This is a genomic window from Saccharothrix algeriensis (assembly GCF_016907655.1).
GTDB classification, from domain to species: domain Bacteria; phylum Actinomycetota; class Actinomycetes; order Mycobacteriales; family Pseudonocardiaceae; genus Actinosynnema; species Actinosynnema algeriense.
This window is the reverse complement of the sequence record NZ_JAFBCL010000001.1, coordinates 5,575,575-5,589,936: the sequence shown is the minus strand read 5'-3', so window position 1 is coordinate 5,589,936 and position 14,362 is coordinate 5,575,575. Positions and strand designations below refer to the sequence as shown.

Sequence of the window (14,362 nt, the reverse complement as noted above, 5' to 3'; positions counted from 1 at the left end):
TTGGTTCCGCTGTCCGTCCGCCTCGCCGGGCCGGTGCTGCTCGGCGTGGCACTGCTCACCGCGTGCTCGCAGGGGTCCGGCGGGTCGCCCGCGACGACGACCCCGGTCGCCGCCGACGGCCCGGTCCGCTTCACCCAGTGCGTCCGCGAGCGGGGCTTCACCCTGCCCGACCCGTCACCCGGCGCGCAGACCGTCGAACTGCCCGCCGAGGCGAAGACCGACCCGGCGATGGCCGCCGCGGTCGACGGGTGCCGCCACTTCCTCGGCCAGGGCAGCGGCAAGGACGCCGAAGACCCCCGGGCGCAGGACCGCGCGCTCGCACTGGCCCGCTGCCTGCGCGAGCGCGGCATGGCGGTGCAGGACCCGGCGCCGGGCCAACCGCTGCGGCTCGACCTCGACTCGAAGGACCCGAAGGCGGTGCAGGCGGTGCAGGACTGCCGCCGGGACAGCCGGCGGACCACCGGGGGGCAGTCCGGTGGCGAGTGAGCGCCGTCGGTGGTGGGTCGCCGGCGTGATCGGTGCGATCGCCGTCGGCGCGGTGCCCTTCGTGCTCCTGCGCCCCGACCGGCCGGCCGCGGTCGCGGGCGCGCAACCGGTTCCGCCCACCGCCGAAGTGGTGCGCGCGGACCTCGTGCAGACCACCCGCGTCGAGGGCGCTCTCGGCTTCGACGGCAACTTCCCGATCGCCGCTCCCGGCGGCGGCATCGCCACGTGGCTGCCCGCGCAGGGCGCGGTGGTGCGGCGGGGCGAGCGCGTGTACGCGGTGAACAACCGGCCGATTCCGCTGCTGCACGGCGACGTGCCGTTGTGGCGGGAGCTGGCCGTCGGTGTCGACGACGGCCCGGATGTCCGGCTGCTGCGCGACAACCTGCGGGCGCTGGGCTTCGGGCCGGACCTGGTCGTGGACAGCGACCACTTCTCGGCCGCGGTCGGCGACGCGGTCGGCCGCTGGCAGCGCGCGCTCGGCGTGCCGGACACCGGGGAGGTCCGGCCGGGGGAGGCCGTCGTGGCGCCGACCGACCTGCGGGTCGTCGAGGTCCGGGCCACGCTCGGCGGGGAGCTGCCACCCGTCGTGGCCACCGCCTCGGGCACGGCACGCGTGGTCACCGTGGACATGGCCGTCGCCCAGCAGGGCCTCGCGGTCCCGGGCGCCGCCGTGCGGGTCCTGCTGCCCGGCGGCGCCCCGACACCGGGGAAGGTCGCCTCCGTGGGCACCGTGGCGACCGCGCCGCCGCGCGACCCGGGGAGCGCGGGTGACGGCGGTGCGGGGGCGACCGTGCCGGTCCGGATCACGCTGGACGAGCCGGAGGCGGCCGGAACCCTCGACGGCGCACCGGTTTCCGTCGAGTTCACCAGTGACGCGCACGAGGACGTGCTCGCGGTGCCGCTGGTCGCGTTGCTGGCGATGCCCGACGGGGACTACGCGGTCGACGTGATCGAGACGGGCGAGGACGGGACGTGGCGGGCGCGCCGGGTGGTGGTGCGACCCGGTTTCTTCGCCGGCGGCCAGGTCGAGGTCTCGGCCGACGGGCTGTCCCACGGCATGGAGGTGCAGGTGCCCGCGCGGTGAACGACGTGATCGCGGTGTCCGGGGTGAGCAAGGTCTACCGGGGCGGTGTCCCCGCGCTGACCGACGTCTCGCTCGCGGTCCGGGAAGGTGAGCTGATGGCCGTCGTCGGGCCGTCCGGCTCCGGAAAGAGCACGCTGCTGCACCTGATGGGCACGCTCGACGCACCGACCAGCGGCACGATCCGCCTGCTGGGCCACGACGTGTCCGCGGTGCGGGACGGCACGCTGGCCGCGATGCGCGCGCACTGGATCGGGTTCGTGTTCCAGCAGTTCTTCCTCGGCTCCACCCTGTCCGCAGTGGACAACGTGGCGGCCGGCCTGGTGTACCAGGGTGTGCCGCACCGCCGGCGCCGCGAGCGAGCGGCCGAGGTGCTCGACCGGGTCGGTCTCGGCCACCGGCTCGGTCACCGGCCCGCCCGGATGTCCGGTGGCGAACGGCAGCGCGTGGCCATCGCGCGTGCCCTGGTCGCCGACCCGGCGATCGTGCTGGCCGACGAGCCGACCGGCAACCTCGACTCCGCCTCCGGCGCGGTCGTGCTGGGCCTGCTGCACGAGCTCAACCGGGAGGGCACGACCATCGTGGTGATCACCCACGACAACGGGGTGGCGGACCGGCTCCCCCGCCGGGTGCGCATCCTCGACGGCTCGGTCGTCGAGGACTCGGCCGGTGCCCGGTGACCGCGCCCGCGGAATTGCCGCCGTCGTCGGCGTTGCGCGTGCCGGACCTGCTGCGGGAGAGCACGTCCGGTGTTCGCGGCCGGCCCGGCCGGGCGGTGCTGTCCCTGCTGGGCATCGCGGTCGGCGTGACGGCGATGGTCGCGGTGCTGGGCATCAGCGCCGCCGGCCAGGCCGGCCTGCTCGCCCGGATCAGCAGCCTGGGCACCAACATGCTCACCGTCTCGCCGGGCCGGGACCTGTTCGGCGGGCAGACCGAGCTGCCGATCGAGTCGGTGGCCATGGTCGGCCGGATCGACGGTGTGCAGTCGGTCAGCGCGGTGGGCGCGGTCCCCGGCCGTTCGGTGCGGCGCACGGACAAGGTCGACGCCGCCGACACCAACGGGATCGCGGTGCTCGCGGCCCGGCTGGACCTGCTGGGCGCCCTCGGCGGTTCGGTCGCCGCGGGTTCGTTCCTCACCGCGGCGACCGAGCGCTACCCGGCGGTGGTGCTGGGTTCGGTGGCCGCGTCGCGCCTCGGGATCGGCTCCGTCGGCGACCAGGTCCACCTGGGCGACCGGTGGTTCACGGTGACCGGGCTGCTGGCGCCGCTGCCGCTCGCACCGGAGGTCGACCGCGCGGCGCTGATCGGCTGGCCGGTCGCCCGGGAGCAGTTCGGCTTCAGCGGTCACCCGACGACGATCTACGAGCGGTCCACCGACGAGGCGGTGGCCGACGTGCGCGCGGTGCTCGCGGCGACGGTGAACCCGGAGAGCCCGGAGAACGTGGTGGTCAGCAGGCCGTCGGACGCGTTGACCGCACAGCTGGCCGCCCGCTCGGCGTTCGACGAGCTGTTCCTCGGCCTCGGCGCGGTGTCGCTGCTCGTCGGCGGGATCGGCGTGGCCAACACGATGATCATCTCGGTGCTCGAACGCCGCGGCGAGATCGGGATGCGCCGTTCCCTCGGCGCCACCCGCGGCCACGTCCGCGCGCAGTTCCTCGCCGAGTCGGCGGTCATGTCCGCGCTCGGCGGGGGCCTGGGCGTCCTCGTGGGCATCGGGGCGTGCGTCGGTTACTCGCTCAGCCGCGACCTGCCGGTCACCCTGCCGTGGGCCGCCGTCGGCGCGGGTCTCGCGGCGGCGATCGCCACCGGCCTGATCGCGGGTCTCTACCCGGCCGCGCGCGCCGCGCGCCTCAGCCCGACCGAGGCGCTCGCGGCCGGCTAGCGGGCGAAACCGGCGTCCAGGCGTTCGACCAGCACGTCCACCAGGTCGGCGAGGGGCCGTCGGTCGTCGGTGTCCAGCCACCGGGTCACCACGACCCTCAGCGTGGCCATCACCGCGGCGGCGAGCATCGCCGGGTAGAGGTCGGTGTCCGGGTCGGTCCCCACCCGGTCGGCCACGGCGTCGGCGAGGGCTCGTTCCTGCGCGTGGAAGGCGGCCATCACGTGCGGCAGCAGGGAGGGGGTGCGGCGCAGCGCCCGGAGCCGGGCGAGCCTGGTCCGGTCGATGCGCTCGGGCACGACGTCGACGAGGGCGTGGCGCAGGGCCTCCAGCACCGGCTCGCCGGCGGGGCGGGCGGCGAACGCCAGGACGAACGCCTCGGCCGTCGCCACGTCGCCCGCGACGACGGCCTCCTCCTTGGAGGAGAAGTAGTTGAAGAACGTCCTGAGCGACACGCCGGCCTCGTGCGCCACCTGCTCGACCGTCACGCCGTCGACGCCGCGCTCGGCGCAGAGCCGGAGCGCGGCGTCGGCCAGGGCGGTGCGGGTGGCCAGCTTCTTGCGCTCCCGCAGACCGGCAGGTCGTCCCATGCCGGGGATTGTCGCACCGGAGCGCGACGATCCCCGGCAACCGGGCTGCGGGTCAGTGGCCGGCGGCGGCTTCGGCGGCCAGGCGCTCGTCACCGCTGAGGGTCTTGAGCGGCTTCTCCTTGATGAACAGCACGGCCAGCAGCGCGGCCACCGCGATGGGCGCGCCGATGAGGAACAGCTCGGCGGTCGCGGTCGCGTAGATGTCCTGGATGATGCCGCGGACCTCCACGGGCAGCTGCGACAGGTCGGGCACGGAGCCCGAGTCGCCGCCGGGCAGCGGGCCGAACTTCTCGGTCATCAGGCCGGTCACCCGGTTGGCCAGCACCGCGCCCAGGACGCTCACGCCGATGGCGCCGCCCAGCGAGCGGAAGAACGTCAGCGTCGACGTGGTCGTGCCGAGATCCTTGGCGGGCACGTCGTTCTGCGCCACCAGCACCAGGTTCTGCATCAGCATCCCGACGCCGACGCCCAGCACGGCCATGTGCACCGACACCACGAACACGCCGGTGCCCGCGGTGATGGTGGCCAGCAGCGCCATCCCGCCGACCATCACCACGCCGCCCGCGACCAGGAACACCTTCCAGCGACCCCACTTGGTGATCAGCTGGCCGGCCACCGTGGACGACACGAGCAGGCCGAAGATCAGCGGCAGGCTCATCAGGCCGGCCTGCGTGGGCGTCTTGCCCAGCCCGATCTGGAAGTACTGGGACAGGAACACCGTGCCGCCGAACATCGCCACGCCGACGAGCGCGCTGGCCAGCGTGGTGAGGGTGACCGTGCGGTTGGCGAAGATCGACAGCGGCACGATCGGGTCCTCGGCCCGCGCCTCCACCCACACCGCCAGCGCCAGCAGCACCAGGCCGCCGACCACCATCAGCGCGGTCCAGCCGGACAGCCACTCGAACTGGTTGCCCGCCAGCGTCGTCCACACCAGCAGCGTCGACACGCCGGCCACGATCAGCGCCGCGCCCAGGTAGTCGATCTTGACCTCCTTGCGCACCACCGGCAGGTGCAGGGTGCGCTGGAGCAGGGCGATCGCGGCGAGGGTGAACGGCACGCCGATGAAGAAGCACCAGCGCCAGCCCAGCCAGGACGTGTCCACGATGACACCGCCGATCAGCGGCCCGGCGACCGTGCCGACGCCGAACACCGCGCCGAACAGGCCGGCGTACTTGCCCATGTCGCGCGGCGGGATCATGGCCGCCATCACGATCGTGGCCAGCGCCGTCATGCCGCCCGCGCCCAGGCCCTGCACGACGCGGCTGGCGATGAGCACCTCCACGTTCGGGGAGAACCCGGCGATCAGCGAGCCCACCACGAACATGCCCAGCGACAGCTGGATGAGCAGCTTGCGGCTGTAGAGGTCGGCGAGCTTGCCCCACAGCGGCACGGTCGCGGTCATGGCCAGCAGCTCGGTGGTGACCACCCAGGTGTAGACCGACTGGGAGCCCTGGAGGTCGGCGATGATCCTCGGCAGCGCGTTGGACACGATCGTGGAGGCCAGGATGGCCATGAACATGCCCAGCATCAGCCCGGACATGGCTTGCACGACGTCCCGGCGCGCGGTGCTCCCCGCGCTCGGCTCGGTCGTTTCGACGGACATCGTTCCCCCCTTTGTGTGTGGTGGTTCGGTTACGCTCCGGGCGGGTTCGCCAGACCCGCGGACAGCAGGTCCATGGCGTCCCCGAACAGGGCTTCCAGCGGGCGCAGGCCGTCCGGCTCGGCCCACTGGGCGAAGGCCACGCGGCCCGCGGCGCTCGCGGCGGCGGCCAGCAGCATCGGGTAGAGGTCGTCCGGCGGCAGCCCGACGCGCTCGGCGATGCCCGCGACGACCTGGCGCTCGGCCTCCTCGCCGCCCGCGAACAGCCGGGCCAGCAGCACGGGGTGCTGCTGCACGACCTTCATGCGCAGCAACCAGAACTCCCGGTCCTCGGCCAGCTCCTCGGCCAGCTCGGCGAGCATCGCGGCCTTGAGCGCCTCGGCCGCGCCCAGGTGCGCGGGCTGCTCCAGGACCCGGCGCCGGATCCGCGGGCCGGTCTCGGGGTCCGGGCCGACGACGGCCTCCTCCTTGCTGGTGAAGTAGTTGAAGAACGTGCGCGGGGAGACCCCGGCGGCCGTGCTGATGTCCTCGACGGTCACGTGGTCCAGACCGCGTTCGGCAGCGAGCACGAGCGCGGACCGGTTCAGCGCCGACCGCGTCCGCTGCTTCTTCCGATCACGCAGACCGGGCTCGCTGTTCACTCGTTCAGCGTACGAATAAAAGTGCAGTCACTGCAAATTTACAACCTGCGCACCCTTTGTGATCCAGCTCTCCCCCGCCCGTGCCGCCGGCCGACCCGCTCCGGTGACCGGGGCGCTGACCGAGGGTGAGCCGCCGGCCAGGCGCTGAGCACGGCGGCCGGGGCGCGTCCGGGGGCCGGAGCGCGTCCGGGGCCGAAGCACGTCCGGAGGGCCGGGAGGCCCGGAGCGACGGGGGCGCGGGGCGGGGCGCCCGGCACGACCCCGGGCCGCGGGCCCACCGCGGACCGGACCGGGACCGCCGCCCGCGCGGTCCCGCGCCGCCGAGCCGGCCCGGCCCCGGTCGCACCGGAACCGGCCCGGCGACCCGCCGGCGGCCCCTACGCCCAGCCCGGCATCGGGTGGGCGGCCATCAGCTCCGCCACCTCGGCGGCGATGCGGTCCAGCACCGCGTCGTCCCCGGCCGCCCGCACGGCCGCGTCGATCCACGCCGCGAGCTGCGGCATCCGGTCCGGGCCCAGGCCGCGCGTCGTGACCGCGGCCGTGCCCAGGCGGAGGCCGGAGGGGTCGAACGGCTTGCGCGGGTCGTAGGGCACGGTGTTGTAGTTGGTCTCGATGCCCGCCCGGTCCAGGGCCCTGGCCGCCGGCTTCCCGCCGATGCCCTTGCCGGTCAGGTCGACCAGGACCAGGTGGTTGTCCGTGCCGCCGGACACCAGGTCGAAGCCGCGCTGCGCCAACGCCGCCGCGAGCGCCTGCGCGTTCGCCACGACGCCGTGCGCGTAGTCCCGGAAGGACTGCGTGGACGCCTCGCCCAGGGCCACCGCGATGGCGGCCGTGGTGTGGTTGTGCGGCCCGCCCTGCAGGCCGGGGAAGACGGCCTTGTCGATCGCCTTGGCGTGCTCGGCGTCGGTGAGGACCATCGCGCCCCGCGGGCCGCGCAGGGTCTTGTGGGTCGTGGTGGTGATGACCGGGGCGTGGCCGACCGGCGACGGGTGCGCGCCGCCCGCGATCAGGCCCGCGATGTGCGCGACGTCGGCGACCAGCAGGGCGCCCACCTCGCGCGCGATCTCCGCGAACGCCGGGAAGTCGATGGTGCGCGGGATGGCGGTGCCGCCGCAGAAGATCACCTTGGGGCGCTCGCGCAGCGCCAGGTCGCGCACCTCGTCCAGGTCCACGCGGCCGGTGTCCGCGCGCACGCCGTACTGCGCGCCGCGGAACCACTTGCCGGTCACCGAGACGCCCCAGCCGTGCGTGAGGTGGCCGCCCATCGGCAGCGCCATGCCCATCACGGTGTCGCCGGGCTGGAGGAAGGCCAGGTACACGGCCAGGTTCGCCGGCGATCCGGAGTAGGGCTGCACGTTGGCGTGGTCGACGCCGAACAGGTCGCGGGCGCGCTCGACGGCCAGCGCCTCGACCGGGTCGACGGCCTGCTGCCCCTCGTAGTAGCGGCGGCCCGGGTAGCCCTCGGAGTACTTGTTGGTCAGCACCGTGCCGGTGGCCTCCAGCACGGCCCGCGACACGTAGTTCTCCGAGGCGATGAGCCGGATCTTCTCGAACTGCCGACGCGCCTCGGCCTCGACCAGCCGGGCGATCACGGGGTCGGCCGCCGACAGCGCGGGAACCGGGGGTTGGTGCACGACAGCCTCCAACGACGCCGGGCACCCAGGCGCGCGGTGCAGGCCGGCTCGTCGCTCCCCGGTGGTCGGTTCCACCCTCGTCACGCCAGTCGCGAACGCGCCCACCCTAGTCGAGGCCGCGAGGCGGGCGAAGGTCCCGAAGGCCCGTCGCGACCGCACCGCCGGCGAGGCCGCCACCGCCCCGACCGCGGTGCGAAGGGTTTTCGCGAACCCGGTGCGCCGACCGGTGGTCCCCTTCGGGTTCCTCACTCGAACGCGTGATATTCCCGCCGGCGGCGACACGAACCCCCGCCCGCGGGCGACCTGATCGGTGACCGGGTCGACTCCGGTGAACGGGAGCGGGGATCGGATGGATTTGCTGACCGCCATCTCGCTGGGTGCGGCGGGCGGAGCACTGGTCGAGGCCATCACGGTATTCGCGCAGGTACAGGCATGGCAGGAGGCTCGTGAGCAGAAGCGGGCGCGCAGCGGGACCGCGCTGCCGCCCTTCCGCAGGTTCGTCGACGTGCCCGCCCGGGTGGCGGCGGGCATCACCCGGCTCGTCCTCGGCGCCGCCGCCGGGGCGGTGTTCCACGACCAGCTCGCCGGGATAGCGGCGGCGATCGCCGTCGGCGCGTCCGCGCCGGCGGTCCTGCAGCAGTTGGGGTCGTTCCAGTCGGCTCGCCAGGCGATCCGGCAGGACGACGGGGCCCGGCCGGCGGAACCGGCCGGGTCCGCGGTGAACGGGGCCGCCGCCCCGGCGCGGGCGGCGCCACGACCGCTCGTCGAGGGTTCGGAGGCCGTCCGATGACCGGGCGCACCTCTTTCACCGCCCGTTACTGGGCCGCGCTGACCGGCAGCCACCCTGCCGGTCGGCGGGGCCCCGCCCCCCGGTCCGCGCGCTTCGGCCACCGCTACCTCGCGGCGCTGGCCGGGCTGCCCGGACCGGTCGGACCCCCGCCACCCGCGCCGCCGACGACCGGGGCGATGCGGTCCGCGGCGGTGCGGGCGTCGGCGGGACCGGCCTTCCTCCTCGCCGTGCCCGTGGGGAAGTCCCCGCCGACGACCGGGGGCGCCGGGTTCGGCGCGCGACCGGCGGCGCGACCCCGTGCCGAGGCCGGGCGGGCGCTCGTCGGGTCCGGCGTGACGGGCCTGCTGGACGAGCAGCGCGGCGTGGTTCCCGGACGGGAGACCCCGCACGGCGCCGTGCGGCTCCGGCCGGGCGTCGACGCGCGCGTGAGCCGGTGGCGGTTCGGCGTCCTGGTCGCCGTGGTCGCGGCCGGGTTGGCAACCGCCCTCGCGGCGGTCGTGCCGCTGCTGCCGGCCGCCGTGCACCTGTCCCCCCCACCGCCCGGGGTCGTCGCCGCGCCCGCCGACGTCGTGGTGCTGGTGGACGCGTCGGCCGGCCTCGGCCCGGCGGAGCTGGCCCGCGAGCGGCAGGCGGTGGAGCTGATCGCGGCCTCCGAGCTGTCACCCCGGTCCACCCTCTCGGTCGCCGGGTTCGGCGGCGCGCCGGGCCTGGCCGAGGTGTGCCCGCGGCTGGAGCCGGCCGGGGCCGCGCGGGCGCTGCGCGACTGCCTGGCCGGCCTGCGCCCCGCCGCCGGCGGGGGCGGGACCGACCACGGGTCGGCGCTGGCGCACGCGCTCACCCGGTTCGAGCCGGCCGGGGACGACCGGCTCAGGCTGCTCTACCTGCTCACCGGCAGCGCGGGCGCGGGCTCCGACGACGCCGGGCGGCTCGACGCGGCGCTGGCCGCCGCGCGGGAGCGGGGCGTCCGGATCCGGCCGGTCGGGTTCGGCGCGGCGGACCGGGCCACCCTGGACCGGTACGCGGCGGGCGGGGCCGGCGAGGCGTGCCGCCCGGCGCGCGCCGCCGTCGTCCCCGGCGCCGACGACCTGGTCGACGCGGTGGCGTCGGTGATCGCCGCCGGGCGGTGCGCCGACGGGCAGCAGGGGCTGCAGCGCGCCCGGCTCGGCCCGGAGGGGGTGCGGCTGCCCGTCGCGGTCCCGGACGGCGCCGTCGCGGTGGCGGTCGTCGTGCTCCGGGACGACCGGCGGGTGTCCGCGGCCCTGGTCGACCCGGCCGGGCGGGTGCGGCGCCCGGAGGAGCCCGACCTGCTCGACGTGCTCCGCGTGGAGCGCCCCCTGGCCGGCCGGTGGGAGGTCCTGCTGTCCTCGCCGCCCGACCTGGCCGGCCAGGAGGTGCGGGTGGGCGTGGTGTGGGCGTCGGAGGTCCGCTGAGGAGGACCGCCCAGGAGGGCCGCTGAGGAGGACCGCCGAGGAGGACCGCCGAGGACGGCCGCTGGGGGTGGGCCGCGCCGGTCACCCGCCGGCCGGCCCCGCCCGCCCACCGGGCGCGGGCGGCCGGCCCGGCGCGGCCCTCAGCGCCCCGGCCCGTCGGGCGCGACCGCGCGGACCACGTCGGCCAGGCTCGCGTACTCGGCTTCCGGGATCTCCCGCAGGGCCTGCACGGCGGTGGGGTCGCCCCTGCGGATGGCGGCGTCGAGCAGGTCGTCCCTGCTCGCCGGGAAGCCCACCCCCTCCAGGCAGCGCTGCACGTCGTCTCGGGCGGTCGCGGACATCGTCCCTCCAGACCTCGGCGCCGGGTCCGACGCGGCCCCGCGCCGCGTCGAGCCCCGGCTACCCGCACCCCCGCGGGCCAAACGGGACCCGCGCCGCGCCCGCGTGCCGCAGGACAACCCGAAGAGGTGACATCCGCACGTGCCCCTCCAGCGCGGGAACCCCGTCCCTGCCACGAACGGACGACGGCCGCCGCCCGGCCGCGGCCCGCGCGGTGGCGGGTTCCGGTGGGCCGGCTCAGGGTGGTCCCGGGGGCGAGACGCCGGGAGGGTGCCGTGCCGAGCAAGCGGACCGTGCTGGAGCTGATCGACCGGGGCTGCGACTACGACGAGGTGTCGCGGCGGCTGGGCATCCCGCCCGGCCTCGCGCACCTGATCGCCACCGGCATCCCCGCCGACAACAGCGACGCGGTGACCGGGGAGCGCCAGCGGCGCCCCGGTTACGCCGGCGCGGGCAGTCAGCGCCTGGTCCTGGACCGCGTGGACAACCCCACCGAGCGGCCCGACGTGCTCGCCTGGGTGCGCGGGCGCGCGCACGCCGACGAGCAGATGCGGTCGGCGCGCCGAGGCGCGCGGTAGGGGGTCGGCGATGGACCCGCGCGAGTGGCTGCGCTCCTGGCCGGTGTACCGGCAGCTGACCGGTGGGGACCCGGCCGGCCGGGCCGCCGCGGCGAAGTCGCGCCGCAGCGCCGCGCTGCGCGCCCGCACCGCGGCGGCCGACCGGGTGGTCAAGTCGGTCTGCCCGTACTGCGCGGTGGGCTGCGGCCAGGACGTCTACGTCCGCGGCGACGAGGTGGTGCAGGTCGAGGGCGACCCGGACTCGCCGGTCAGCCGCGGCCGGCTGTGCCCGAAGGGCTCGGCGACCCTCCAGCTCACCACCGGCTCCAACCGCCGGCACAAGGTGCTCTACCGGCCGCCCTACGGCACCGGGTGGCGCGAGCTGGACCTGGACACCGCGCTGCGGATGGTCGTGGAGCGGGTCCTGCGCACCCGCCGGGAGACCTGGCAGGACGAGCACGGCGGCTACCGGGTCAACCGCACCATGGGCATCGCGAGCCTGGGCGGGGCCACGCTGGACAACGAGGAGAACTACCTGATCAAGAAGCTGTTCACGGCGCTGGGCGTGGTGCAGGTGGAGAACCAGGCCCGCGTGTGCCACAGCTCGACCGTGGTCGGCCTGGGCACGTCGTTCGGGCGCGGCGGCGCGACGACGTTCCTGCAGGACCTCCAGCACTCGGACTGCATCCTCATCGAGGGGTCGAACTTCGCCGAGTGCCACCCGGTCGGGTTCCAGTGGGTGACGGAGGCCAAGGCGCGGGGCGCGAAGGTCATCCACGTGGACCCCAGGTTCACCCGGACGAGCGCTCTGGCGGACCTGCACGTGCCGATCCGGGCGGGCACGGACATCGCGTTCCTCGGCGGCATCATCAACCACGTGCTGAGCACGGGCTCCCACTTCCACGAGTTCGTCGTGCACTACACCAACGCGGCCACGATCGTGTCCGAGGACTTCCGCGACACCGAGGACCTCGACGGCCTGTTCTCCGGGTTCGACCCGGACAGCCGCCACTACTCGTTCGACACGTGGGCCTACGAGGGCGTCGACGTCGCCCCGGCGTCGGGGCAGCGCGACGGCGCACCCGACGACCCGGACGGCGGGGAGCACGAGCACACCGCCGGCGACACCGGGCAGGTGCGGGCCAGCGGGCGCGGCGAGACGCACGGTTCGGGCGGCACGGCGATGGAGGGCGAGCCGCGGCGCGACGAGACGCTGCAGCACCCGCGCTGCGTGTTCCAGGTCCTCAAGCGGCACTACGCCCGCTACACCCCCGAAGAGGTCGAACGCGTCTGCGGCGTCCCCCGGGAGGCGTTCCTGGAGGTCTGCCGCCTCCTGGTCGAGAACTCCGGGCCCGAGCGCACCAGCGAGTTCGTCTACGCCGTGGGCTGGACCCAGCACACCACCGGCTCGCAGATGATCCGCGCGGCCTGCGTGCTGCAACTGCTGCTGGGCAACATGGGGCGGCCCGGCGGCGGCATCCAGGCGCTGCGCGGGCACGCCGGCATCCAGGGCTCCAGCGACATCCCCACGCTGTTCAACCTGCTGCCCGGCTACATCCCGATGCCCTACGCCCACCACCAGCACGACCTGGCCTCGTTCATCCGCGCCGACGCCGCGCGCAAGGGCTTCTGGTCCGCCATGGACACCTACGTGGTGAGCCTGCTCAAGGCGTGGTGGGGCGGTGCGGCCACGCCGGAGAACGACTTCTGCTTCGACCACCTGCCGCGGCTGACCGGCAGCCACAGCACCTACGACACCGTGCTGGAGCAGATCGACGGCAACTGCAAGGGCTACTTCCTGATGGGCGAGAACCCCGCGGTCGGCTCGGCCAACGCCAAGGCGCAGCGGCTGGGCATGGCCAACCTGGAGTGGCTGGTGGTGCGCGACTTCTCGCTGACCGAGAGCGCCACCTGGTGGCAGGACGGGCCCGAGATCGACACCGGCGAGCTGCGCACCGAGGAGATCGGCACGGAGGTCTTCTTCTTCCCCGCCGCCGCGCACACCGAGAAGGCGGGCAGCTTCACCAACACCAACCGGATGCTCCAGTGGCACCACCAGGCCGTCGACCCGAAGGGCGACGCGCGCAGCGACCTGTGGTTCCTGTACCACCTGGGCCGCCTGATCCGGCAGCGGCTGGCCGGGTCCACCGAACCGCGCGACCGGCCGGTCCTCGACCTGACCTGGGACTACCCCACCGAGGGGCCGCTGGACGAACCGATCGCCGAGGCGGTGCTGGCCGAGATCAACGGCTGGGACGCCGACGGCGTGCCGCTGAGCACCTCCACGCAGCTCGCGGCGGACGGCTCCACGGCGTGCGGGTGCTGGATCTACTGCGGCGTCTACGCCGACGGCGTCAACCAGGCCGCGCGCCGCAAACCCGCCGAGGAGCAGGACTGGATCGCCGCCGAGTGGGCGTGGGCGTGGCCCGCCAACCGCCGCATCCTCTACAACCGCGCCTCCGCCCGCCCGGACGGGACGCCGTGGAGCGAGCGCAAGAAGCTCGTGTGGTGGGACGCCGAAGCCGGCGAGTGGACCGGCTACGACGTGCCGGACTTCGAGAGGACCAAGCCGCCGGACTACCGGCCCGCGCCGGGGGCCACCGGGGTCGACGCCCTGTCCGGCATCGACCCGTTCATCATGCAGTCCGACGGCAAGGCGTGGCTGTACGTGCCCTCCGGCATCGTCGACGGCCCCATGCCCGCCCACTACGAGCCGCAGGACTCGCCGTTCCCCAACGCGCTGTACGCCCAGCAGCGCAACCCCGCGCGGCTGGTCTACCCGCACGAGCACAACCGCTACGCGCCCGACGGCGACGCGCCGGGCAGCGAGGTCTTCCCGTACGTGGTCACCACCTACCGGCTCACCGAGCACTTCACCGCCGGCGGCATGTCCCGCTGGACGCCCTACCTGTCGGAGCTGCAACCCGAGCTGTTCTGCGAGGTCTCCCCCGCCCTGGCCGCCGCGAAGGGCCTGGCCAACGGCGGGTGGGCCACCATCGTCACCCCCCGCAACGCGATCGAGGCGCGCGTGCTGGTCACCGACCGGATGACGCCGCTGGCCGTGCAGGGCCGGGTGCTGGAGCAGATCGGCCTGCCCTACCACTGGGGCCCCAACGGCCTGAGCACCGGCGACGCGGTCAACGAGCTGTCGGCGATCGTCCTGGACCCCGGCGCGCACATCCAGGAGGTCAAGGCGTTCAGCGCCGACATCCGGCCCGGCCGCCGCCCGCGCGGCCCGGAGCTGGTCGAGCTGGTGCGCTCCTACCAGCAACTGGCCGGCATCACCGAGCGCACCGGGACGGAGGTGTGAGGGACGTGGACCACGACGGCTTCGA

At 75.0% G+C, this 14,362-nt stretch carries 13 protein-coding genes and 1 riboswitch; of the genes, 8 read left to right on the top strand and 5 right to left on the bottom strand.

Features of this window, described 5'->3' with window-relative positions:
- From JOE68_RS25585 to JOE68_RS25570, 4 genes are read left to right on the top strand one after another with little or no spacing between them, the layout of a single operon-like run.
- Window positions 1-486, top strand: coding sequence for a hypothetical protein (locus JOE68_RS25585; protein ID WP_204844839.1), 486 nt, complete (start codon window positions 1-3; stop codon window positions 484-486).
- Between the two features lie 25 nt (window positions 487-511).
- A complete protein-coding gene (locus JOE68_RS25580) occupies window positions 512-1,570 on the top strand; it encodes a peptidoglycan-binding protein (RefSeq protein ID WP_204844838.1) in 1,059 nt (352 codons plus the stop codon).
- Complete coding sequence (locus JOE68_RS25575; protein ID WP_204844837.1) at window positions 1,567-2,247, top strand: ABC transporter ATP-binding protein; 681 nt, start codon at window positions 1,567-1,569, stop codon at window positions 2,245-2,247. The genes JOE68_RS25580 and JOE68_RS25575 overlap by 4 nt, the downstream gene beginning before the upstream one ends.
- A complete protein-coding gene (locus tag JOE68_RS25570; RefSeq protein ID WP_204844836.1) occupies window positions 2,244-3,449 on the top strand; it encodes an ABC transporter permease in 1,206 nt (401 codons plus the stop codon). The genes JOE68_RS25575 and JOE68_RS25570 overlap by 4 nt, the downstream gene beginning before the upstream one ends.
- On the opposite strand, the gene JOE68_RS25565 is transcribed toward JOE68_RS25570, so the two are convergent.
- From JOE68_RS25565 to glyA, 4 genes are all read right to left on the bottom strand, one after another.
- Complete coding sequence (locus JOE68_RS25565) at window positions 3,446-4,036, bottom strand: TetR/AcrR family transcriptional regulator (RefSeq protein ID WP_204844835.1); 591 nt, start codon at window positions 4,034-4,036, stop codon at window positions 3,446-3,448. The two genes, JOE68_RS25570 and JOE68_RS25565, sit on opposite strands and share 4 nt — an antisense overlap.
- A gap of 52 nt (window positions 4,037-4,088) precedes the next feature.
- On the bottom strand, window positions 4,089-5,639 hold the full coding sequence (locus JOE68_RS25560) for an MDR family MFS transporter (protein ID WP_204844834.1): 1,551 nt from the start codon (window positions 5,637-5,639) through the stop codon (window positions 4,089-4,091).
- A 29-nt stretch (window positions 5,640-5,668) separates the two neighbouring features.
- Window positions 5,669-6,277 (bottom strand): TetR/AcrR family transcriptional regulator, encoded by a 609-nt coding sequence (locus JOE68_RS25555; RefSeq protein ID WP_204844833.1) that lies wholly within the window; start codon window positions 6,275-6,277, stop codon window positions 5,669-5,671.
- Between the two features lie 377 nt (window positions 6,278-6,654).
- The gene (gene glyA / locus JOE68_RS25550) at window positions 6,655-7,911 is read right to left on the bottom strand and encodes a serine hydroxymethyltransferase (RefSeq protein WP_204844832.1); all 1,257 of its coding nucleotides are present in this window, start codon (window positions 7,909-7,911) and stop codon (window positions 6,655-6,657) included.
- A gap of 16 nt (window positions 7,912-7,927) precedes the next feature.
- Window positions 7,928-8,014, bottom strand: a riboswitch (ZMP/ZTP riboswitch).
- Window positions 8,015-8,260: 246 nt separating this feature from the next.
- Between glyA and JOE68_RS25545 the strand changes: the two genes are divergently transcribed.
- Window positions 8,261-8,701 carry a hypothetical protein gene (locus JOE68_RS25545; RefSeq protein WP_204844831.1) on the top strand — a complete coding sequence of 147 codons (441 nt, stop codon included), beginning with the start codon at window positions 8,261-8,263 and terminating at the stop codon, window positions 8,699-8,701.
- On the top strand, window positions 8,698-10,131 hold the full coding sequence (locus JOE68_RS25540; protein ID WP_204844830.1) for a VWA domain-containing protein: 1,434 nt from the start codon (window positions 8,698-8,700) through the stop codon (window positions 10,129-10,131). Before JOE68_RS25545 ends, JOE68_RS25540 begins: the two co-directional genes overlap by 4 nt.
- A 140-nt stretch (window positions 10,132-10,271) precedes the next feature.
- Here JOE68_RS25540 and JOE68_RS25535 read toward each other — a convergent pair whose 3' ends face one another.
- Entirely contained in the window at window positions 10,272-10,472 is a 201-nt protein-coding gene (locus JOE68_RS25535) for a DUF2795 domain-containing protein (protein WP_204844829.1), read from the bottom strand.
- Window positions 10,473-10,745: 273 nt separating this feature from the next.
- Here JOE68_RS25535 and JOE68_RS25530 point away from each other — a divergent pair, with 273 nt between their 5' ends.
- Together JOE68_RS25530 and fdh are read left to right on the top strand one after the other, a co-directional pair.
- On the top strand, window positions 10,746-11,048 hold the full coding sequence (locus tag JOE68_RS25530) for a hypothetical protein (RefSeq protein WP_204844828.1): 303 nt from the start codon (window positions 10,746-10,748) through the stop codon (window positions 11,046-11,048).
- Between the two features lie 10 nt (window positions 11,049-11,058).
- Window positions 11,059-14,337, top strand: coding sequence for a formate dehydrogenase (gene fdh, locus JOE68_RS25525; protein ID WP_204844827.1), 3,279 nt, complete (start codon window positions 11,059-11,061; stop codon window positions 14,335-14,337).
- The last annotated feature ends 25 nt before the right edge of the window (window positions 14,338-14,362 follow it).